18 protein-coding genes, 1 tRNA gene, 1 other RNA gene and 2 pseudogenes are annotated in these 20,710 nt (G+C 72.6%); 8 read left to right on the forward strand and 14 right to left on the reverse strand.

All coding sequences use genetic code 11. The features are described from left to right. Position 1 precedes the first annotated feature (1 nt). Complete coding sequence (locus CR938_RS06535; protein WP_162124231.1) at positions 2-1,936, forward strand: transglutaminase TgpA family protein; 1,935 nt, start codon at positions 2-4, stop codon at positions 1,934-1,936. Between the two features lie 15 nt (positions 1,937-1,951). Then, complete coding sequence (locus tag CR938_RS06540; protein ID WP_162124232.1) at positions 1,952-2,479, forward strand: Slp family lipoprotein; 528 nt, start codon at positions 1,952-1,954, stop codon at positions 2,477-2,479. A gap of 80 nt (positions 2,480-2,559) precedes the next feature. Here CR938_RS06540 and CR938_RS06545 read toward each other — a convergent pair whose 3' ends face one another. From CR938_RS06545 to dnaX, 4 genes are all read right to left on the reverse strand, one after another. Further along, entirely contained in the window at positions 2,560-2,916 is a 357-nt protein-coding gene (locus CR938_RS06545) for a histidine triad nucleotide-binding protein (protein ID WP_162124233.1), read from the reverse strand. A gap of 64 nt (positions 2,917-2,980) precedes the next feature. After that, the gene (gene recR, locus CR938_RS06550) at positions 2,981-3,577 is read right to left on the reverse strand and encodes a recombination mediator RecR (RefSeq protein ID WP_162124234.1); all 597 of its coding nucleotides are present in this window, start codon (positions 3,575-3,577) and stop codon (positions 2,981-2,983) included. A 7-nt stretch (positions 3,578-3,584) separates the two neighbouring features. Beyond that, the gene (locus CR938_RS06555; RefSeq protein ID WP_162124235.1) at positions 3,585-3,905 is read right to left on the reverse strand and encodes a YbaB/EbfC family nucleoid-associated protein; all 321 of its coding nucleotides are present in this window, start codon (positions 3,903-3,905) and stop codon (positions 3,585-3,587) included. A 3-nt stretch (positions 3,906-3,908) separates the two neighbouring features. Then, positions 3,909-5,693, reverse strand: coding sequence for a DNA polymerase III subunit gamma/tau (gene dnaX / locus CR938_RS06560; protein ID WP_162124236.1), 1,785 nt, complete (start codon positions 5,691-5,693; stop codon positions 3,909-3,911). A 131-nt stretch (positions 5,694-5,824) separates the two neighbouring features. Between dnaX and CR938_RS06565 the strand changes: the two genes are divergently transcribed. Next, positions 5,825-5,917 (forward strand) — tRNA-Ser (locus CR938_RS06565). Between the two features lie 79 nt (positions 5,918-5,996). Next, positions 5,997-7,568 carry a DUF6538 domain-containing protein gene (locus CR938_RS06570; protein WP_162124237.1) on the forward strand — a complete coding sequence of 524 codons (1,572 nt, stop codon included), beginning with the start codon at positions 5,997-5,999 and terminating at the stop codon, positions 7,566-7,568. Here CR938_RS06570 and CR938_RS06575 read toward each other — a convergent pair. Then, positions 7,565-7,825 carry a hypothetical protein gene (locus tag CR938_RS06575; protein WP_162124238.1) on the reverse strand — a complete coding sequence of 87 codons (261 nt, stop codon included), beginning with the start codon at positions 7,823-7,825 and terminating at the stop codon, positions 7,565-7,567. The genes CR938_RS06570 and CR938_RS06575 overlap by 4 nt on opposite strands. Before the next feature lie 258 nt (positions 7,826-8,083). Here CR938_RS06575 and mobQ point away from each other — a divergent pair, with 258 nt between their 5' ends. Then, positions 8,084-9,547: a MobQ family relaxase gene (mobQ, locus tag CR938_RS06580; protein WP_162124239.1), complete on the forward strand. Its 1,464-nt coding sequence runs from the start codon at positions 8,084-8,086 to the stop codon at positions 9,545-9,547. Positions 9,548-9,627: 80 nt separating this feature from the next. Here mobQ and CR938_RS06585 read toward each other — a convergent pair whose 3' ends face one another. Beyond that, positions 9,628-10,173, reverse strand: a complete 546-nt coding sequence (locus CR938_RS06585; RefSeq protein ID WP_162124240.1) for a replication/maintenance protein RepL — start codon at positions 10,171-10,173, stop codon at positions 9,628-9,630. Positions 10,174-11,034: 861 nt separating this feature from the next. Here CR938_RS06585 and ffs point away from each other — a divergent pair. Further along, positions 11,035-11,131: signal recognition particle sRNA small type (ffs, locus tag CR938_RS06590), an RNA gene on the forward strand. A 235-nt stretch (positions 11,132-11,366) separates the two neighbouring features. Here the strand turns inward: ffs and CR938_RS06595 are convergent. The 7 genes and pseudogenes from CR938_RS06595 to CR938_RS06625 all read right to left on the reverse strand — a co-directional run bounded on the left by CR938_RS06595 (position 11,367) and on the right by CR938_RS06625 (position 16,120). Then, on the reverse strand, positions 11,367-12,395 hold the full coding sequence (locus CR938_RS06595; protein ID WP_162124241.1) for a Vgb family protein: 1,029 nt from the start codon (positions 12,393-12,395) through the stop codon (positions 11,367-11,369). A gap of 13 nt (positions 12,396-12,408) precedes the next feature. Then, a pseudogene (locus tag CR938_RS06600) lies at positions 12,409-12,854 on the reverse strand (molybdenum cofactor biosynthesis protein MoaE). 1 nt (position 12,855) lies between these two features. Next, positions 12,856-13,098, reverse strand: a complete 243-nt coding sequence (locus CR938_RS06605) for a MoaD/ThiS family protein (protein WP_162124242.1) — start codon at positions 13,096-13,098, stop codon at positions 12,856-12,858. Further along, positions 13,098-13,601, reverse strand: a complete 504-nt coding sequence (moaC, locus tag CR938_RS06610) for a cyclic pyranopterin monophosphate synthase MoaC (protein ID WP_281350240.1) — start codon at positions 13,599-13,601, stop codon at positions 13,098-13,100. The genes CR938_RS06605 and moaC overlap by 1 nt, the downstream gene beginning before the upstream one ends. Continuing rightward, a pseudogene (moaA, locus tag CR938_RS06615) lies at positions 13,598-14,616 on the reverse strand (GTP 3',8-cyclase MoaA). Before moaA ends, moaC begins: the two are co-directional and overlap by 4 nt. After that, complete coding sequence (locus CR938_RS06620; protein ID WP_162124243.1) at positions 14,613-15,371, reverse strand: MBL fold metallo-hydrolase; 759 nt, start codon at positions 15,369-15,371, stop codon at positions 14,613-14,615. The pseudogene moaA and the gene CR938_RS06620 overlap by 4 nt, the downstream one beginning before the upstream one ends. Next, positions 15,371-16,120 (reverse strand): 3-deoxy-D-manno-octulosonic acid kinase, encoded by a 750-nt coding sequence (locus tag CR938_RS06625; RefSeq protein WP_162124244.1) that lies wholly within the window; start codon positions 16,118-16,120, stop codon positions 15,371-15,373. The genes CR938_RS06620 and CR938_RS06625 overlap by 1 nt, the downstream gene beginning before the upstream one ends. Positions 16,121-16,150: 30 nt before the next feature. Here CR938_RS06625 and CR938_RS06630 point away from each other — a divergent pair, with 30 nt between their 5' ends. Then, positions 16,151-17,188: a glycosyltransferase family 9 protein gene (locus CR938_RS06630; RefSeq protein WP_162124245.1), complete on the forward strand. Its 1,038-nt coding sequence runs from the start codon at positions 16,151-16,153 to the stop codon at positions 17,186-17,188. 15 nt (positions 17,189-17,203) lie between these two features. Continuing rightward, positions 17,204-20,254, forward strand: a complete 3,051-nt coding sequence (locus CR938_RS06635; RefSeq protein WP_162124246.1) for a spermine/spermidine synthase domain-containing protein — start codon at positions 17,204-17,206, stop codon at positions 20,252-20,254. Here the strand turns inward: CR938_RS06635 and CR938_RS06640 are convergent. Beyond that, the gene (locus tag CR938_RS06640) at positions 20,227-20,637 is read right to left on the reverse strand and encodes a DUF6165 family protein (RefSeq protein WP_162124247.1); all 411 of its coding nucleotides are present in this window, start codon (positions 20,635-20,637) and stop codon (positions 20,227-20,229) included. The genes CR938_RS06635 and CR938_RS06640 overlap by 28 nt on opposite strands. Between the last annotated feature and the right edge of the window lie 73 nt (positions 20,638-20,710).

The raw sequence follows: 20,710 nt of genomic DNA on the forward strand, positions 1-20,710 counted from the left end.
GATGGACGCGCGCGCCACGCCCCCGCTCGATCCGCACAGCCGCGCCTGGGCCCTGGCCACGGCCGGACTGGCGCTGCTGCCGCTGCTGCTGTTGCTGCCGCCGGTGCTGGGCCTGGGCTTCGGCCTGGCGGCGGCGGCGGTGGCGGCGCTGGCGTGGCGCAGGCCCCGGCCGGGCTGGCTGCGCCTGCTGCTGACCTTGGCCATGCTGGCCGCGGTGTTCGCCGCGATGGGCGCGCGCCCGGGCCGCGACACCGGCTGCGCGCTGCTGGCGGCGATGCTGGCGATCAAGCCGGCCGAAACCCGCGGCCTGCGCGACGCGCGCAGCCTGCTGGGCTTTGCCCTGTTCGCACCCTTCGCCGGCTTCCTGCTCGACCAGGGGCCGCTGACCATGGTCCTGGCCCTGGCCGCGGCGCTGACCGCCCTGCTGACTCTGCAACGCCTGGCCGATGCCGAGGCCGGCGTGGCGCCGCCGCCGCTGCGCCGGCACCTGGCCACCACCGCGCGCCTGGTCGGCCTGGGCCTGCCGCTGACCCTGGCCGCATTCTGGCTGTTCCCGCGCCTGGCCACGCCGCTGTGGGGCGTGCCCGAGCGCGCCCTGGCCAGACCCGGGCTGTCGGACCGCATGAGTCCGGGCGGCTGGCTGGACCTGATGGCCGACGACCGCCCCGCGCTGCGCGCGCAGTTCTTCGGCCCGATGCCCGGGCCGGAGCAGATGTACTGGCGCGGCCCGGTGCTGTGGCACTACGACGGCCGGACCTGGACCCGCCCGCCGTGGTTGCGCGGCCTGCCCCCGGCGCAGGTGCGGCTGGCCGATGCCGGCTGGGACTACGAGATCGAGCTGGAGCCGGCCGACAACCGCCACCTGGTTGCCCTGGACCTGCCGGAGGCGGCGCCGGCGGGCGCGCGGCTGGGCGGGGACGGCTCGCTGACCGCGCAGCGGCCGCTGGCCTCGCCCAGCCGCTGGCGGCTGCGCTCGGCCCCGCCGGTGGCGTTCGAGCCCACCCTGCGCCCGCGCCTGCGCCAGCAGGCCCTGCAGCTGCCGCCGGAGCGCAACCCGCGCACCCTGGCCCTGGCACGGCAGTGGCGGCAGCAGGCCGGCGGCGACGACCGCGCCATCATCGGGCGCGCCCTGGGCTGGACTCGCGCGGAGTTCGCCTACACCCTGGACACGCCGCTGCCCGGCCGCGACGCGGTGGACGAGTTCCTGTTCCAGACTCGCGCCGGTTATTGCGAGCACTTCGCCTCGGCCTTCACCGTGCTGATGCGCGCGGCCGGCATCCCGGCGCGAGTGGTCACCGGCTACACCGGCGGCTACCGCAACCCGTTCGGTGGTTACTGGGTGGTGCGGCGCATGGACGCCCACGCCTGGGTCGAGGTCTGGCTGGACGGCCAGGGCTGGGTGCGGGTGGATCCGACCGCCGCGGTGGCGCCCGAACGCATCTACGACACCCTCGAGCAGCGCGCCGCCGGCGCCGGCGGCCAGGCGCCGCTGCGCTTGGACACGCTGGGCGACTTCGCCGACTGGCTGCGCCGCGGCTGGAACGACCTGGTGCTCGGGTTCGACGCCGCCCGCCAGCAGGCGATGCTGCGCACGCTCGGCCTGGAGCGGGCCTCGCCCGCGCAGCTGCTGGCCCTGTTCGCGGCGCTGGCGGCCCTGGCCGTGGCCGCCATGGTGTGGCGGCTGGCGCGCGGCGAGCGCGAGCGCGACCCGCTGCTGCGCGCCTGGCGCCGCCTGGGCCGGCGCTACGAGAAACTGGGCCTGGGCCGGGCCCCGCCCGAGCCGGCGCTGGCCTGGGCGCAGCGCGTGGCCGCGGCCCGCCCCGGCTCGGGCCAGGCCCTGCTTATACTCAGCCAACGTTTCGTCGCCGCGCGCTACGCTCGCGCCTCGCAGACGCCGCGCCAGCTACTGCGTGACCTGGCGCGGCATCGCCCCTGAACGAGGAGAATCCGCATGTCCGTCCGCCATCCGTTCCGCATCGTCCTGGCCGCGGCGGCGGCCGCGCTGCTGGGCGCATGCGCCACCGCACCCCAGCCCCTGCAGGGCAACTTCCCCGCCGTGACCCCGCAGCAGGCCGCGGCGGACACCCAGGCGGGCGTCACCGTGCGCTGGGGCGGCCGCGTGGTCGAAACCCAGCCGCGCCAGGACATGACCTGCTTCCAGATGGTGGCCCTGCCGCTGAACGCCAGCGGGCGCCCCGACGGCAACTCGCCGGACGCCAGCCAGGGCCGCTTCCTGGCCTGCCGCGCCGGCTTCTACGACCCGGCGGTGTTCACCCCCGGCCGCGAGGTGACCTTCATCGGCCGCGTCGAGGGCACCGAAACCGTGCGCATCGGCGAGTACGACTACCGCCTGCCGCGCCTGGCCGCCGACGTGGTCTACCTGTGGCCGGAGGTGCGGGAGGTGGAAGTGGTGGTCCCGCCGCACCCGTACTGGGGGCCGTACTGGCGCCCCTACTGGGGGCCGTGGTGGTGGTGGTAAGCCCCCGCCCGCGCAGGCACGCATGAACGACGACGAGCGCCGCCCACCGGGCGGCGCTCGCGTATCCGGGGGGGCGGGGCTCAGCGGCCGGGGACGCCGAAGTGGCCCAGCGGTGCGCCGGCCAGCAGGTGCAGATGGATGTGGAACACGGTTTGGCCGGCGTGGTCGCGGCAGTTCATCACCACCCGGTAGCCATCCCGCTCCAGGCCCTGGCGGCGGGCGTACTCGGCCGCGGCCAGCATCAGCCGGCCCAGCAGCTGGGCGTGCTCGGGCCTGGCATCGTCCAGGGTGCGGATCGGCTCGTGCTTGGGCACGAACAGCACATGCACCGGCGCCTGCGGGGCGATGTCCTTGAAACCGAGGATGTCCTCGTCCTCATAGACGATGGTGGCCGGGATTTCGCGACGGATGATCTTGCCGAAGATGGTGTCGGTCATGGTGGCGATGGGGTTTGGGGCTGCGACCGGAAGGCCAGCTTAGCGCGCCACGCCGCGCGGGCGCTCAGTCCTTCATCTCCGCGCGGGAGCCGAAGGCGTGGGAAAGGGTGCCGCGGTCCACGTACTCCAGCTCGCCGCCCAGCGGCAGGCCCTGGGCCAGGCGGCTGGGCCGCACGCCGTGCTGGCGGGCCAGCTGCGCCAGGTAGTGCGCGGTGGCCTCGCCCTCCACGGTGGCCGAGGTGGCCACGATCATCTCGGCGACCTCGCCGCCCTCCAGGCGCCGGGCCAGCAGGTCCAGGCCCAGCTCGCGCGGGCCGATGCCGTCCAGCGGCGACAGCCGGCCCTGCAGCACGAAGTACAGCCCGCGGTAGCCGGTGGCCGTCTCGATGGCCAGGCGGTCGGCCGGCGTCTCCACCACGCACAGCTGCTGGCGGTCGCGGCCGGCGCCGGCGCACAGCGCGCACACCTCGGTCTCGCTGAAGTCGCGGCACTGGCTGCAGTGGCCGATGCGCTCCACCGCCTCGGCCAGCACCCCGGCCAGGCGGCGGCCGCCGTCGCGGCCGCGCTCGAGCACGTGGTAGGCCATGCGCTGGGCGGTCTTGCGGCCGACCCCCGGCAGCACCTGGAAGGCTTCGATCAGCTGTTCGAGCAGCAGCGACACGGGGCGGTCAGAACGGCAGCTTCATCCCCGGCGGCAGCGGCAGGCCGGCGGTGGCCGCGCTCATGCGCGCCTTGGATTCGGCATCGACCTTGTTGGACGCGTCGTTGAAGGCGGCGGCGATCAGGTCCTCGACCATTTCCTGGTCGGAGAGGATGCTCGGATCGATGCGCACCTTGCGGCACTCCTTGGTGCCGGTCAGGGTCACGCTGACCATGCCGCCGCCGGCGCTGCCGGTGACCTCGAGCCGGGCCAGTTCTTCCTGGGCGCGCTGCAGGTTCTCCTGCATCTTCTGCGCCTGCTGCATGAGCTGGGCGATGTTGCCGCGCATTGTTCAGTTCTCGTCTGCGGGTCGGATGGAATCGGGCACCACGCGGGCCCCGTACTGCTCGACCAGGCGGCGCACCGCCGGGTCGTTGTGGAAGGTCTCCTCGGCCGCCGCCTGGCGCGAGTCGCGCTCGCGGTCCAGCCGCTGGTTCAGGGTCTCGGCGGGCAGCTCGCCCACCTGGAACACGATCTTCGGCACCGCGCCCAGCCCGGCGCCCAGGGCCTCGGCCAGCACCGCGGTGGACTTCTCCGTGCGCAGGTACTCGAAGCCGGGCGCCAGGGCCAGGGTCAGCACCCCGCCGGCATGGGACACGAAGGCCGAATGCGCGGCCAGCTCGCGCGCCGGCCCGCGGAGGTCGCAGGCGGCGACCCGGCGCAGCCAGTCCTCGGCGTCCTCGATCACCCCGCCCGAAGCGGCGGGTGCCGACGGCGCGGCCACGGGCGCCACCGGCTCCGGTGGCGGCATGGCCGCCGGCTCCGCCGCGGGCGCGGGCGCCGGCCGGGGCGCGGCGGCCGGCATCACGATGTCCGGGGCCAGGCCGGCCACCGAGGCCGGTTCGGTCCGCCCCAGGCCCCGGGCCGGCCCGGCCGGAGGCACGGCCGGTGCCGGGCCGGCCGGCGCCGGTGCCGCGGACAGGCCCGCCGCCGGCCCCGGTGCCGGCCGCGCGCCGCCATGCAGGCCGGCGCCACCGGAAGCCGGCGGACCGGCATCGGCCTCGGGCCGGAAGGCCAGCATGCGCAGCACGGTCATCTCGAAGCCCACGCGGGGCGACGGGGCCAGGTCCAGGTCGCGGCGGCCGTTGACCGCCATCTGGTACCACAGCTGCACCACCTCCGGGCGCAGCCGCGGCGCGTAGGCGTCCACGGCGATGCCCTCGTCGTCCTGCGCCGCGCCGGGCACCAGCTGCCGCACCTGGATGCGGTGCAGGGCCTCGGCCAGGGCCTCCAGCACGTTGCCCCAGTCCGGAGCGAAGCCGGCCAGGGTGGCCACCACCTGCAGCAGGCGCGCTCCGTCGCCGTCGGCCAACGCGTCCAGCAGCGCCGCCACCTGGGTGCGGTCCACGCTGCCGAGCATGGCCCGCACCGCGTCCTCGCGCAGCGCGCCGCCGGCGTAGGCGATGGCCTGGTCCAGCAGGGACAGGCCGTCGCGCAGGCTGCCGTCGGCCGCCCGCGCGAGCTGGCGGATCGCCCCCGGCTCGGCCTCGATGCCCTCGGCAGCCAGGATCCTGGTCATCTGGCCCTCGATCTGGCCCTCGTCCAGCCGCTTGAGGTTGAACTGCAGGCAGCGCGAGAGCACCGTGATCGGCAGCTTCTGCGGGTCGGTGGTGGCCAGCAGGAACTTCACGTGCTCCGGCGGCTCCTCCAGGGTCTTCAGCAGGGCGTTGAAGGCCGCCTTGGAGAGCATGTGCACCTCGTCGATGAGGTACACCTTGTAGCGGCCGCGCGAGGGCATGTACTGCGCGTTCTCGATCACCTCGCGCACGTCGTCCACGCCGGTGTTGGAGGCCGCGTCGATCTCCAGCAGGTCGATGTAGCGGCCGGCGTCGATGTCGGTACAGGCCGCGCACCGGCCGCAGGGCTCGGCGCTGGTGCCCTGCTCGCAGTTGAGCGACTTGGCGAAGATGCGGGCGATGGTGGTCTTGCCCACGCCCCGGGTGCCGGTGAACAGGAACGCGTGGTGCACCCGCCCGCTGTCCAGGGCATTGCCCAGCGCGCGGACCACGTGTTCCTGCCCGACCAGTTCGGAGAAGCGCTTCGGGCGCCACTTGCGGGCGAGGACGAGGTAGGACATCAGGCAACCGGCTCGATCAGGACCGGCATTGTGCCATGCCCGCCCGGCCGGCAAGCCGGCCTTGTGGCAAGTGCCCGCTGGGGTTAGAATTCGCCGCCCGACAGGGCGCTTCCGGCGCCCTGCCAGGTTCCGGAGAGGTGTCCGAGTGGTTGAAGGAGCACGCCTGGAAAGTGTGTAGGCGGCTATAAACCGCCTCGGGGGTTCGAATCCCCCTCTCTCCGCCAGATACGCCTAAACCCCTGTTTTTACAGGGGTTTTTCTTTTTTCGGAGAGAACGCGCCTGGTACATGGATTGGTACATTCATGCGCCTGCCTCGCTACTTGCTCCACCGCCCTAGCGGCTACACCTTCCGCCTGGTCGTTCCCAAGCACCTGCGCCGCCAATTCGACGGACGCGGCGAGATCCGGCGCAGCCTTCGCACGCATGATCCGCGCCTGGCGCTGGCATGGTCAGGCGCGTTGTTGCTCGCCTACCATGCGGCTATCGCACGGGTGGAGGCGTCGGGGATGGTGTGGCGGAAACAGGACGATGACGACCTGGCGCAAGCGCTGGGCCTGACTGGCGGACGCAAGCCGAAAGAGTGGAAGGTGGTACATGCCGCCTCCGGCATGTCGATGGAAGGCCCGGACACCGACGACAGGGCGGCCGACATGGCGGCCGCCAAGGAGGCGGCCAGGTTCCTGGCCGAGTTGTACGGCGGGGCCGGCCCACTGGCGAACCAGCCGCCGCCGTCGGCCCTGCCGGTACCGCCGCCACCTGGCCCACCGCCTGGCGTCCACAACAGCCGGACAGACAGCGCCGTGGACTTCTGGCTGAAAGCCGAGCGGCCGAACTTCACCACGCCGGCCCGCTTGAAGACCTACCACAAGTTGAAGAAGACCGGCGAAACCTTCGCCGCCTACGTCAAGCCGGGAACCCGGCTCTACACACTGGGCCGCGCGGACTGCGCAGGCTTCTACAACCACTTGATGGCCGGCGGCCTGGCGCGCAAGACCGCGCAGTCCGTCCAGTCCTACCTCAAACGGTTCTTTACCTGGGCCGCGTCCAGCGGCTACTACCCCGACGACAAAGCCAATCCGGCCGCCGGGCATATCCGCCTGACCCGGGCCGACAAGGCTAGCCGGCGCGGTACCGGCTTCCAGGCGTTCAAGGCCGAGCAACTGCGGATGATGTTTGCGCCCGAGGCGTTCGCCATCCTGCCGACGCTCAAAGACCGCTGGCTGGCCGTGCTGGCGCTTTACACCGGGGCCAGGTCGAACGAGCTGGCCCGGTTGGAGCTGGTGGACGTGGGGCCGGACGAGCACGAGGGCGTGCCCGTCCTGGACATCAACGAACTGGCCGAAGACAAGGCCGTAAAGGCCGAGGCCAGCATTCGCCTGGTGCCAATCCACCCCGACCTGCTGGCCCTGGGCCTGCTGGATCGGGTGGAGGCCAGGAAGGCCGCCGGGGAGTCCCGGCTTTTCCCCGGCAACCTGCTGACGCAGAACGGCCCGGCCGCGTCCAGTCAGAAGGCGTTTCTGTCGGCCCTGAAAGCGTGGGGCATTGCCCCGCGCGGCAAGGGCCGGATGGGGCTTCACTCCTTCCGCGCCACCGTCATCCAGACGATGACCCGCAAAGGCGTGGCCCAGGGCTGGCGGGAACGCTTCGTTGGCCACGAGAGCAGCGAAGGGCCAAGCACGCTGGATACCGACCACGCCGCCACCTACGGGGCTGGCGGCTCGGCGCTGAGAGCGACGGCCGCCGCCTGCCTGCCGGCCCTGGACTGGGCCGCCGAGGGCGTCATTGACATTGACGGCCTGCGGCCGTTGCTGGCTATTGGCGCGGCCCCGGAGACAGCACGGAGCGGACGCCGGAAGGCAACGCAAAAGCGTTAGACGCTATCGACGGAAGCGGTCGGCGAAGCCGGGGGCGCATAACGCAGAACGCCAGCCCGCAGATTGGAGCGCAGGCGTTCCAGGTCAGCGTCAGGCATGAGCCGAAGCGCGGCCAGCAGCTTGTCATCGATGATCGAATCGAACGCGCCACCGAACTGACAAAGCCGGTGGGTGCGGGCAGAGCGTGCGCGATCTTTTGCGCGGGCGAGTTTGGCGGACAAGTCAGCGACGATTTGGTCGGGGGTACGTTTTGCCATGACGGTTAGAACTGATGGGAATACCAGCAGTCTGCGGTGGGGGTCGCATTTGGCAAGGGCCAGCCATTGACGAAGTGAGCCAGCGCCGCAGGATGAAGGGCGTAGCCGAGCGAAGCGAGGCGAGCCAATCCGACGCGACAGAGCGAAGCGAAGGAGCCAAAGGCGCACTTATACATTGCCTTCGGCAATGTGTGCGCCCTACGGGGTGAGCCAAAGCAAAAGCAGGAGCAAAAGCAAAACCGCGAACCACAACACAACATGGCGATCTACCATCTATCGGCGCAGGTCATCGACCGAAAGAGCGGACGCAGCAGCGTAGCGGCGGCGGCTTATCGCCTGGGCGTGGACATGGTGGATGAGCGTACCGGCTTGCGCCACGACTACACCCGCAAAAGGGGGGTCGATGGCTGGGAGCAGATGACGCCAGCGAATGCGCCGGAGTGGATGGCCGACCCGTCGAAATGCTGGAACAGCGTGGAGCGGGTCGAGAAGCGGAAAGACGCGCAGTTGTGCCGAGAGGTCAACATGGCCTTGCCGCGTGAACTGACCGCCGAGCAGATGAAGGCGCTAACGCGGTCGTGGGTGAAGTCGCAATGTGTTGACCAAGGCATGGTCGCCACCGTGGCTTGGCACCACTTGGACGGCGACAACCCGCACGCGCATGTGATGGTGTCCATGCGTGAAATCACTGCCGAGGGCTGGGGCAAGAAAATCCGCAAAGAGTGGACGAAGGAGCGGAAGGACGAACTGACGCAATGGCGGGAGACGTGGGCAGCGGAAGCCAACAAGGCGCTGGAACTGGCCGGGAGCCGGGAGCGGATTGACCACCGCAGTCTGAAAGAACAGGGCAAAGAGCAGGAGCCGCAGCGACACATGGGGCCGAAAGCCACGGCGATCGAGCGCCGGGGCGGAACGCCGGCGCGTGCGCGCTACATTCACCCCACCCCGGCAGGGATGGGGCAGGAGCAGGCCCGGAAGGACCGGCAGCGCGAGCAGGCGGCCACGCCTGCGACGAAGCGGCAGCCGACGCCGCAGGAGGCATGGAAAGCACAGGGGCAGCGACTGTTGGGGCCGTGGAGGAAGGCCAGGGACGCAGCCGAGCGCGTGGGCCAGCGCGTGGAACGGCTACGCGATGACGCCAGCCGGAAGTACGAGCAGGTACACAAAGCCGAGCGCGTAGCCTATGGCCGACAGCAGGCGCTGGAACTGGCACAGAAGCGGGAGCAGTACCACCGCCAGCAGGGCCAGAGCTGGCGAGAAAGCCACCGCCTGCGGGCGTGGTTGGGGTTGGTGCCGGGATGGGTCAGGGAACAGGACGCGGAAGCCACAGCCGCCGCCGAGTCGGCAGAGCGGCGGCGTGGGCGGCTGGCCGAGGCCAGCGAGCAGGCGAAACAGGCGCGGCAGGCGTGGCAAGCGGCCAGCCGTCGCCAGCAGCAGGCAGAAAAGCGGGCCGCCGTGGTGGTGGCGGAGTGGAGACGGCGGGCCGCGGCCATGCGGGAACACGTTGCACGTAACCCGGAGAAGCCAAAGCCAAAGCGAGAACTGACCGAGGCGGAGAAGTTGCGGGAATGGGCCAAGATGGGCTTGTGGAGCCCGGCCATAGCCGGGCAGTTGCGAAAGGACGCGGAAGCCAAGCAGGCGGCGGAGAAGCCAGCAATTAGCGAACGGGCGGCGCAGGCGTTTGTGCCGCCGTGGATGAAGCCGGTAACGCGAACCAGGTAGACGGGCAGCCGAGGCAGCAGCCGAGGCCAGGTCTAACACCCATCCAAAAACACACGCCCCGCCGGAAGGCGGGGCGTTTCTTACTTGGTGCGGGCTTTCAGGGTGGGCTTGAACTTGCCGCCCCTTGTGTCGTGGGCGTCTTTGATGTTGGCGACTCGTTCGGGGGTCATCCGGGTAGTCAAGCCCTTGGCAAACAGGGTTGAGTTCACGAACGTATGCCCGTTCTTTTTTACGAAAAACCCTTTTGCCGTGAGGGTTCGGAAGTGTCGATTCACCGCCTGCCGGTGCAGGCCGAGATCGTTGGCGATGGACGTTTGGGAGAGACAAACCAGGTTGCCATACTCCATCTGACGCAGCGTGTAGGCGGCAACTTTCAGTTCTTGCGGAGACAGCCCGGTATCAAGGAAGCTGATGAAATTGTCGAGGAATGTCAGACAAAAATACGCCTCATCCTCGAACGAGACCGGGCCACGTTCACGGTAGTAAGCAGTTTTTTCGAGCGTTGCGCCTGCGGCAGCGGCTTCTAGCAAGGCCTGCTTAGCAGCCTCCGTCAACCCCGCTTCTGCGTCGATTTCGTAGGGGATTTCCGAGGCGGGGACGGTTTCGGTTCTGTTCTGGAGGGTCATGGTGGGTATTCCATCGCGGGGGAATGCGAAGGAAGGCAAGCCGCCAGCCTCGCCTACAACGTTGTAGGCGATATGTCCGCTTTGTCAACGCACCTGTTGCGAATAGAAACGAAAAAGCGACAGATCGGCAACACGGGGTGAAACACAACATGTTTCAGGTTGTAAACAGATGCTGTTTACAAGATAGAAACAGCATCTGTTTACAAATCGAGAGACAGGAAGTGAAGGAAAAGGCTAAAAACAAGGGAAAAATGAAGAAGATGGCAGGGGGGTAATAAAGAAAGAGCGTAAGAGGGTATGCGGCCACCTGCGGCGGCCTTGTGCCTTGGCAGGCATGGAGCCTTGGGCCACCTGCCGGTGGCCTGCCTTCGGCCTAACAGCACCTGGGCGGGCGCTTCCGCACAATGCCCGCAGTCTGCTACACTACGCGCCGACGCTGGTCCGCCAGTTGGTACAAACTCTCACCGGGTTGTTTTTCTCGGAAAAACAAGGGTTTAGTGGTGGTTTGGGGCTTTCCCCCTCTCTCCGCCAGTTGCGCAAAGGGGCCCCGCAAGGGGCCCCTTTGCTTTGCGCCTCCGGCGGAGCCGGTCCGGTTCGCCCCTGGCCCGCCCCCGCGCAGCCGGTGGCGCGGCGCGCGCGGCGCCCCGCAATCCCCCTCGCTCTTCTGCCCCGCGTCGCGTCCCCGTTGTACCGGAAGTCATCCGGCAGCCGGTTTCCGGGCCAACGCCGTTTGCGACCGCGGCCCACGCGCGCAGGCGCGCATTCGCCAGCCTGGAAAACGATTGGCGCCGCCCCGGCGCGATGGGCTAGAATGCCCGCTCACCCGGGCCGCGCGATGCGCGGCCCGCGTCCATGGTGGCCCCGTCGGCCCCTCGCGACGCTAGGTCGAAAACCCCGCCAGGGCCGGAAGGCAGCAACGGTATCGATCGACGCGGGCGCCGAGGCAAGCCGGCGGGGCCGCCGCCTTTTCGTGAGGCGCAAAGCCGGCCCCGTGATCCACGGCCAGTTGCCTGTTGGCTCCCGCATTGGCGGGCCGTGGCGACGGCCCGGGCCATCCCGCGGACGGGGCAGCGCCGGGCTGCGCGCATCGATCGACGCGGGCGCCGGGGCAGGCCGGCGGGCCAGCGCGTTTCCTGTCTTCCTGCAGGATGCGGGGCGGCGGTGCCCTGTCCGCCCCTCCCCACATCCGCCCCTCAGGGCGCCTCGGGCAAGTCCCTGACGATGGCCAGGGCATCCGGCTCGTCGCCGGTGGACCAGCGTTCGACCACGGTCCAGCTGGCGGTGTCCACCACCGCGATCTGGTTGGCACCGCTGACGGCCACGTACACGCGGCCGCCGTCCGGGTCGGCGATGGCACCGATCGGCAGGGCGTCGCGGCCGAGCATGGTGTCGCGGAAGCGCGCGCCCTCCTCCACCAGCGGCACCGTGGCCACCGGGGTGCGGTCCCGTGTGGAGAACACCGCCAGGGTGGCGGCCCTGGCGTTGGTCACCACCGCGTGGGCACCGTCGGCGGTGAAGGCCACGCGGATCGGGAAGCCCGGGCTGTCCAGGGTGGCCAGCACTTCCAGGGTGTCCGGGTCGTGCACGGTCACGGTGTCGGCGCTGCGGTTGCTCACCCACACCGTGCCGTCGGGGGCCACGGCGATGCCCTCGGCGCCCTTGCCGGCCGGCCGCTCCAGCACCTCGCCGCTGGCCAGGTCCACGCGCGCCACGCTGCCGGCGGTGAGCTTGCTGACGTAGGCGTAACGGTCGTCGGCCGACAGCGCCACCATGTGGCCCAGGCCCGGACCGACCTCGTACACGCGCTCGATGCCGGCCGGGTCCACCCGCAGCAGGGCCTGGCTGCGCTCGGTGGTCACCAGCAGGCCGCCGTCGGCGGCGAAACGCATGCCGTGCGGGCGGGTGTGTCCGCCCCGCTCCACCCGGTGCAGCAGGCGGCCGTCGTGCGCGGCGTACACGCCCACGGTGTTGCCGGGCCGGTCGTGGCCGTACTCGCTGACCGCGGCGGTGCGGCCGTCGGGGCTGACCACGATCTCGTGCGGGCCGGGACCGGTCCCGGCCTCGTGCAGGCGGCGGCCGCCCTCCAGCGCCAGCCACCACACTGTGTTGGCCGACTTGTTGCCCACCAGCAGTGCGCCGCGCGCCTGCGCATCGGTGGCGGCCGCGGCCGCGGCCAGGGTCAGCAGGCCCGCCAGGCGGACCCAGGGTGTTGCCAATGCCATCTCCTGCCCTCCCTCATGGAACCGGTGATGCGGGGTCCGGGTGCAGCCACCGCGCCCGGCCGTCGGCGTAGCGCTCGTGCTTCCAGATCGGCACCCGCGCCTTGATCTGGTCGATCACGTAGCGGCAGGCGGCGAAGGCGGCGTCACGGTGCGCCGCGGCCGCCCCCCCCATACCGCCAGCTCGCCCACCGCCAGCTCGCCGGTGCGGTGCACGCACAGCACGCCGGTGAGCGGGAAGCGCGCCGCAGCCTCGGTCACGATGCGCCGCCCCTCGCTGATCGCCAGTGCTTCGTAGGCCTCGTATCGCAGCCCCAGCACCTGCCGTCCGTCATGGTGATCGCGTACCCGCCCCTCGAAGCTGGCGTAGCCGCCAGCCCGGGCACACAGCAGGCGGGCGCGCAGCGGCGCCACCCGGAAGGGCGCGGCGGCCAGCTCGAATCCGGTCACGGGCGCAGGCATCTCAGCCTCCGGACACCGGCGGGATGAAGGCCACCTCGCTGCCCTCGCGCACCGGATCCTCCCAGCGCGCGAAGGCGCCGTCCACGGCCACGCGCAGGCGCTGCCGCGGCCAGGCCAGGCCGTGCCGCGCGGCGGCCTCGGCGTACAGCGCGGCCAGGTCCGGGGCGGCGCTGTCCACCTCCTCGCGCGCCAGGCCCGTGGCCTCGCGCAGCGCGGCGAAGTACAGCAGGCTCAGGCGGGCCATCAGCGCACCTGCCCGAAGTCGCGCCTGCCGCCGCGCTTGCCCAGCAGCCGCGCCGGCCCCAGGACGATGGCGTGCGACAGCGCCTTGCTCATGTCGTACACGGTCAGCGCGGCCACGGTGGCGCCGGTCAGCGCCTCCATCTCCACGCCGGTGCGGGCGGTGGTGCGCACGGCGCACTCGATGCGCAGCTCGCGCTCACCGTGCCAGTCCACGGTGATGCGGATGCCGTCCAGCGGCAGGGCATGGCAGAAGGGAACCAGCTCGTGGGTGCGCTTGGCCGCCAGGGTACCGGCGACCACCGCGGTTTCGACGATGCCGCCCTTGCCGGTGCGCAGGCCGGCCTGGCGCAGTTGCGCGGCCACCGCGGCCGGGAAGCGCACCCGGCACTCGGCGGTGGCCGCGCGCTCGGTGACGGCCTTGGCGGACACGTCCACCATCGCCGGGCGTCCGGCCTCGTCCAGGTGGCTCAGCGCGGTTCGGGGGGGGACTTGCGGGCCACTCAACCTCCGATCAGGAACATCTCGATGTGCTTGCGCGGCGTGCGCGGGCGGCCACGCAGCTCGCTGTAACGGTCGGCGCGCCTTGCCCACAGGGCCGCCACTTGCGCCGCCACCGTCTCCGGGCCGCCGGCCAGGGCCGGCTTCAGATCGTAGCCACCGGTGGCGAACAGGCAGGTGTACAGGCGGCCGTCGGCCGAGACCCGGGCGCGGTGGCAGCCGCCGCAGAACGGCGCGCTCACCGCGCTGACGAAGCCGATCTCCCCGCCCCGTCGGCGAAGGCGTAGCGCTCGGCCACCTCGCCCGGGTAGCGCGGCGGCAGCGGCCGCAGCGGCCAGCGCGCGGCGACGCGCCGGCGCAGTTCGGCCGAGGGCACCACGTCCTGCGGCCGCCAGCCGTTGCAGGTGCCCACATCCATGTACTCGATGAAGCGCAGCACGTGGCCGCTGCCGCGGAAGCGCTCCAGCAGCGGCAGCACCTGGTCCTCGTTGCGGCCGCGCACCACCACGCAGTTGAGCTTCAGCTGCGCAAAGCCGGCCGCCTCCGCGGCGGCGATGCCTTCCAGCACCGCCTCCACCCGGCCGCGGCCGCCGGACATGGCGGCGAACACCGCCGGATCCAGCGCGTCCAGGCTCACCGTCAGCCGGTGCAGCCCGGCCTGGCGCAGGGCCTCGGCCTGGCCGGCCAGCAGCGCGCCGTTGGTGGTCAGGGCCAGGTCCGCGATGCCGGGGATGCGCGCCAGGCGCGCCACCAGCTCCGGCAGCCCCCTGCGCAGCAGCGGTTCGCCGCCGGTCAGGCGCAGCTTGCGCACGCCCAGGGCGGCGAAGCCGCGCACCAGAGTCTCGATCCGGTCGAAGGACAGGCGCCCGGCCGGGGCCAGGCCCGCGTCCTCCGGTACGCGGTCGGCCGGCATGCAGTAGCCGCAACGGAAATTGCAGGCCTCGATCACCGACAGGCGCAGGTCCCGCAGCGGCCTGCCGCGCAGGTCGCGCGGGCCGCCGCCGTGGGATGCCATGTTCATGGCTGCGCCGTCATCGCCGTGGGCGGAGCCAGGGGCCAAGCCTGGTCGGGGCGCGCCACGGCGTAGCCGCGCGCGGCCAGGGCCTCGCCGTCGGCCGGGCTGGCGTAGTGGTACAGCAGCATGCGCCGGCGCAGCTCGGCCGGGTACTCGCGCTCCAGGTCGTCGATGCCGGTGTGCGAGGGATTGCCGCGCAGCCCGCAGTCGTGGGCCACCAGCTCGCCGGCGTCGGCATAGCGTGCCAGCATCTCCGGGATCGGGCGGGTGTCGCCGCTCCAGACCACGCTGCCTCGCAGGCGCAGGCCGAAGGCGGTGTCGGGCCAGTGGTGGCGCACCGGGAACACCTCCAGGCGCACGCCGTCGTGCCAGAACGCCTCGCCCACCGGCACCAGCTGGAAGGCGTCCCAGAAGTTGGCACCGCCCTCGGCCAGCACGTTGGGATAGTCGCCCACCCGGCGGTGCAGCAGCGGCACCACCGGCGCCGGCACGTACAGACGCACGCGGCCGCGCCGCGCCGGGTCGAAATACGCCGAGACGAACAGCCGCTCGAACCCGGCCACGTGGTCCAGGTGCACGTGGGTGACGAAGATCGCGTCCGGGCTGCGGCCGTAGCGGGCCTGGAAGGCGGTCAGGCCCTCGGCCCCGCAGTCGATGGTCAACCAGGGCGCGCCGTCGCGCTCGATGCTCGCCATGGCCGAACCCAGCGCCACCGCCGCCGCGTTGCCGACCCCGTGCAGGCGCAGCGCCCAGGCGGCCATCAGCAGCCCCGCTTCCAGGCCAGCTCGTAGGCGCGGCGCAGGCGGGCGAAGTCCTTGTCCACCTCCTCGCGGGCGCGCTCGCCGCGCACCTTCAGCAGCGAGCGGTGCAGGCGGCGCAGGTTGGCCTCGCGCCAGCCGGTGGCCGGGATGCGCAGGCGGCCGCGGTCGAAGTCGATCAGCCAGCCGCGGCCGTTGCCGTCGAACAGGATGTTGTGGGCGTTGAGGTCGGCGTGCTCCAGGCCCTCGCGGTGGAAGCGCGCGATCAGGCGCCCGGTCTCCTCCCACGGCGCGCCGCTGCCGGCCACCAGGGCGCGGTCGGCCAGCGAGCGCACGCCCTCCAGCCGCTCCATCAGGATCGCGGCGCGGTAGCGCAGGCCGGTGCGCAGGTAGCAGGCCGCCAGCGGCCGCGGCACCGGCAGGCCGCGCTTGTACAGCTCGCGCATCAGCCGGAACTCGGCGAAGCTGCGGGTGCTGGCGGCGCCGCGCCACAGGTAGCGGTCGCGGCTCAGGTGCGCGGCCAGGCCGCCGCGCAGGTAGTGGCGCAGCACGCACGACCCGAACGGGGCGTCCACGAACCAGGCGCCGCCGCGTCCTCCGGAGGACACCGGCCGCGCACGTTCACCCCACGCCGTGGGCGAGAACAGTTCCGCGCCGGCTTGCCGCAGCCGTTCACGGTCGAAGAGAATGGCCCCGTAACCGTCGTCGGCGCGGTACGGCATCAAGGCTTCGTTGGCGTCGAACGCGACCATCCGCGTGAGTCTAACAACACCCCGAGACCGATGCCCCCCTCGATCTGCCTGCTGCGCCTGTCCGCCCTCGGCGACGTGACCCACGTGGTGCCGCTGGTACGCACCATCCAGCGCGCCTGGCCGGACGCGCCGCTGCACTGGGTCATCGACCGCGCCGGCTTCCGCCTGCTGGAGGGCCTGGAGGGCGTGACCTTCCACGTCTACGACAAGGCCAGCGGCCTGGCCGGCATGCGCGCCCTGCGCCGCGCGCTGCCCGGCCGTTTCGACGCGCTGCTGCAGCTGCAGCTGTCGGCGCGCGCCAACCTGCTGTCGGCCTTCGTCCCGGCCCGGCGCCGGATCGGCTACGACCGCTCGCGCTCGAAGGAGCTGCACGGGCTGTTCATACGCGAGCGCATCCCCGACCGCCCCGGCCTGCAGCACGTGCTGGACGTGATCGGCAGCTTCGCCGAGCCCCTGGGCCTGAGGCAGGACCGGGTGGAATGGAACCTGCCGGTGCCGGAGGCGGCCCGCGAGTGGGCGCGCGCACAGTGGCCGGAGGACGGCACGCCGGTGCTGATGGTCTCGCCCTGCTCCAGCCACGCCCGCCGCAACTGGCGCGCCGAGCGCTACGCCGCACTGGCCGACCACGCCGCCGCGCGGGGCTGGCGCGTGGTGCTGTGCGGCGGCCGCAGCGGGCGGGAGCGCCGCACCGCCGACGCCATCCTGGCGGCCATGCGCGCCCCGGCGCTGGACCTGGTGGGCAAGGACACGCTCAAGCAGCTGCCGGCCCTGCTGGAACGGGCCGACCTGCTGGTCACGCCCGACTCCGGGCCCATGCACATCGCCAACGCCATGGGCACCCGGGTGCTGGGCCTGCACGCGGCCACCGACCCGGCGCGCAGCGGTCCGTACTCGGACCGCCGCTACTGCGTGGCCCGCTCCGACGCCGCGGCCCGCCGCTACCTGGGCAAGCCCGCCTCGGCGCTGCGGTGGGGCACCAAGATCGAGCACGAGGGGGTGATGGACCTTGTCACCGTCGACGACGCCATCGAGGCCTTCGAGCGCTACCGCGCCGACCACGGCCGCTGACCCGGTGGTGGCGGCGTGAGCCACGCCGCCGCGCCCGCCCGTCCCGCCGCCCTGCCCGCGGCGGCGGTGCTGGGCCTGTTCACGGTCTCCGGCTTCGCCGGACTGGTGTACCAGTCGCTGTGGTCGCACTACCTGGGGCTGGTGCTGGGCCCCACCGCCCATGCGCAGAACCTGGTGCTGGCGATCTTCATGGGCGGCATGGCCCTGGGTGCCTGGGCCGCGGCGCGTCTGGGCCTGCGCTGGCGCCGCCTGGTGCTGGCCTACGCCGTGGCCGAGGCCGCCATCGGCGTGCTGGGGCTGGCCTTCCACCCGCTGTTCCTGGCCTGCACCGGCCTGTCGGAGCGCGTCCTGGCCGCGCTCGGCGACGGCCCCGCCGCGCAGGCCTACCCGTGGCTGAGCGCGGCGCTGCTGATCCTGCCGGCCTGCGTGCTGCTGGGCGCCACCTTCCCGCTGCTGAGCGCCGGCTGGATCCGCGCCAGCCGCGGCCAGGACGCACGGGTGCTGGGCGGGCTGTACTTCGCCAACAGCCTGGGCGCGGCCGGCGGCGCCCTGCTGGCCACCTTCGTGCTGCTGCCGCGGCTGGGCAGGCCCGGCGCGCGGGCGGTGGCCGGCCTGGCCAACCGGGCGGTTGCCGCCGCCGCCCTCGGCCTGGCGCGCCGGGCGGACCGGGACGCCGCCCCGGCCGCCGCGCCCGCGCGCGGGCATGGGGCCACCACACCGCGACTGCTGCGCGGCGTGCTGTGGGCCGGCCTGGTGTCCGGGGTCTGTTCCTTCGTCTACGAGATCGGCTGGATCCGCCTGCTCAACCAGGCCCTGGGCACCACCGTGCACAGCTTCGAGCTGATGCTGGCCGCGTTCCTGCTGGGCCTGGCCCTGGGCGGGGCCTGGGTGCGGCGGCGCGGCACGCGCCTGCACGACCCGCTGCGCGCGGCCGGCCTGGCCCAGGGGGCCATGGGCCTGGCCGCGCTGCTGTCGCTGCTGGCCTTCGCCCAGTCCTTCGACTGGACCGCGGCGCTGATGCGGGCGCTGGCCCGCACCGACGCTGGCTACCGCCTGTTCCTGCTCGGCAGCGCCGGGGTGGCCATGGCGGTGATGCTGCCGGCGGCGTTCTTCGCCGGCACCACCCTGCCGCTGTTCAGCCTGGCCCTGCTGCGCGGCGGCGGCGGCGAGGCCTCGATCGGGCGGCTGTACGCGGCCAATACCGTGGGCGCCATCGCCGGCGTGCTGCTGATGACCCATGTCCTGGTGCCCGCGCTGGGCGTGCGCCCGGGCGTGGCCCTGGCCGCGGCCGGCGACATCGCCGTGGGCTTCTGGCTGCTGGCCCATGCGCGCCGGGAACTGCCGGCCGCGCGCCTGGCGCTGCTGGCCGGCGCCGCCGCGGCCGGCCTGCTGGTGGCGCTGGTGTGGGGCCGGCCGGACCCGCGCGCACAGCTGTCCGGCGTGTTCCGCACCGGCCACGCGCGCCTGGACGCGTCGCTGGAGGTGCCGTTCCTGCGCGACGGCAAGACCGCCACCATCGGCGTGGTGCGCGCACCCGGAACCGGCACCGTGTCGCTGCTGACCAACGGCAAGTCCGACGGGGCCATGGCCGCGCGCCTGGACCTGCCGCCCGGCGGCGACGAGCTGACCATGGTCACCCTGGGCGCGCTGCCGCTGGCCCTGCACCCGCAGCCGCGTCAGGTCGGGGTGATCGGCTGGGGCCTGGGCCTGTCCACCCACACCCTGCTGGGCAGCGACCGCGTGCGGCGCGTGGAGACGGTGGAGATCGAGCCGCTGGTGCACCGCGCCGGCGCCGCCCTGTTCGCCGCGCGCATCGACCGCGCCCTGCACGACCCGCGCTCGCAGGTGCACTTCGACGACGCGCGCCGCTTCTACGCCAGCGGCCGCCGCACCTACGACGTGATCGTGTCCGAGCCGTCCAACCCCTGGGTCAGCGGCGTGGCCGGACTGTTCACGCGCCAGTTCTACCGCTTCCTGCGCGGCCACCTGGCCGGGGACGGCCTGCTGGTGCAGTGGCTGCAGACCTACGAGATCGACGACACCCTGCTGGCCTCGATCCTGGCCGCGCTGCTGGAGCATTTCGGCGACGCCGAGGTGTGGCTGGCCCAGGACAACGACCTGGTGGGGGGGGCCTGTCCGCGACGCTGCCCGCCGGCGGACGCGGCGCGCCTGCGCGAGACGGCGGCGCTGGCGCGCGAGACCGCGCGCGTGGGCCTGGACGGCCAGGCGTCGCTGACCCTGCGCCGGCTCGGCGGCCGCGCCCTGCTGGCCACCTACGTGCGCGCCTTCCGGGCGCGGCCGCACAGCGACTTCGATCCGCAGGTGGCGCTGCAAGGGCCGCGCACCCGCTTCCGCGCCGACCGCGCCGACACCCTGCAGCGGCTGGCCGACAACGGCCTGCCGGTACTGGACTTCCTGGAAGGACGGACGCCGCCGCCGGCCAGCCCGGAGGTGCCGGCGCTGCCCGGCCACGGCGGGCTGCTGGCCCGCCAGCGCGCCGTGGCGCTGGCCCGCGCCCTGGCCGGCGAACAGCCGCGCGCCACGCCCCTGCCAGCCCGCCAGCACGAGCTGGCCGCGGCCGAACCGGAGCTGCAGGCGCTGCTGGGCCTGTCCACCGGCCCGGTGGCCGACCTGGCGACCTGGACGCGCGCGGCCGCGGCCATGGCCGCTGCGACGCTGGGGCACCTGCCGCCGGCGGCCCTGGAACGGGTGTGGATCGCCCCGGCCTGGATCGACCGCGGCGCGCAGCCGGCGCCGGTGCGCGCCCTGCTGGACCTGTACGCCGCGGCCGCCGCGCGCGACGCCGAGGCCATGCTGCGCCTGGGCGAGGCGGTGCTGCTGCGCCCGGAGGCGCTGCCGCTGGAGGGGCAGGAGCAGGCGCTGCTGCTGGCCCAGCTGGGCGCGCTGGGCGCCGGCCGGCCGGAGGAGGGCGAACGCCTGCACCAGGGCTACGGGGTGGCGGTGCCGCACGGCGAGCCGCTGCGGCTGGTGCGGCACCTGGTGCGGGTCCGCGCGCTGGAACTGCGCGCGGGCCGGGCTCAGGGCGCGGAGCCGCCGGCGCGGTAGTCCTGGTAGGACTTCTCCTCGACGTAGGCCGAGCCCAGGGCGAGGTTGATGGCCTTCTTGATCCGCGCGCGCTCGTCGTTCTCGAAGTACACGCTGCGGGCCAGGCGGATGAACTCCTCGTCGAACTCCTGGGCCTTCTCCTTCAGGCGGATCTCGTCCTCGATCACCCACAGGCGCTCGTTGACCGCCTTCAGCTCGGCGCGCAGGCCGGCGATGTCCCGTGCGGCGACCGGGTGCGCCATCCAGGTGCGCTCCAGCGCCTCCAGCTCCTTGCGCACGTTGGCCAGCTTCTCCGGGTCGCGGATGCGCTCGGACTTGATCTGCAGGATCGCGATCTTGTCCAGCAGTTCGCCGAAGGAAACGGGCACCAGGATCTCGGACATGAGCGGAATACGGTCTGACGGAAAGATGCCAAGTCTAGGCCATGGCAGGTCTACCGGGGGCTGACGCGGGGGC

This window comes from Pseudoxanthomonas taiwanensis (assembly GCF_010093135.1).
In the GTDB taxonomy this organism is placed as follows: domain Bacteria; phylum Pseudomonadota; class Gammaproteobacteria; order Xanthomonadales; family Xanthomonadaceae; genus Pseudoxanthomonas; species Pseudoxanthomonas taiwanensis.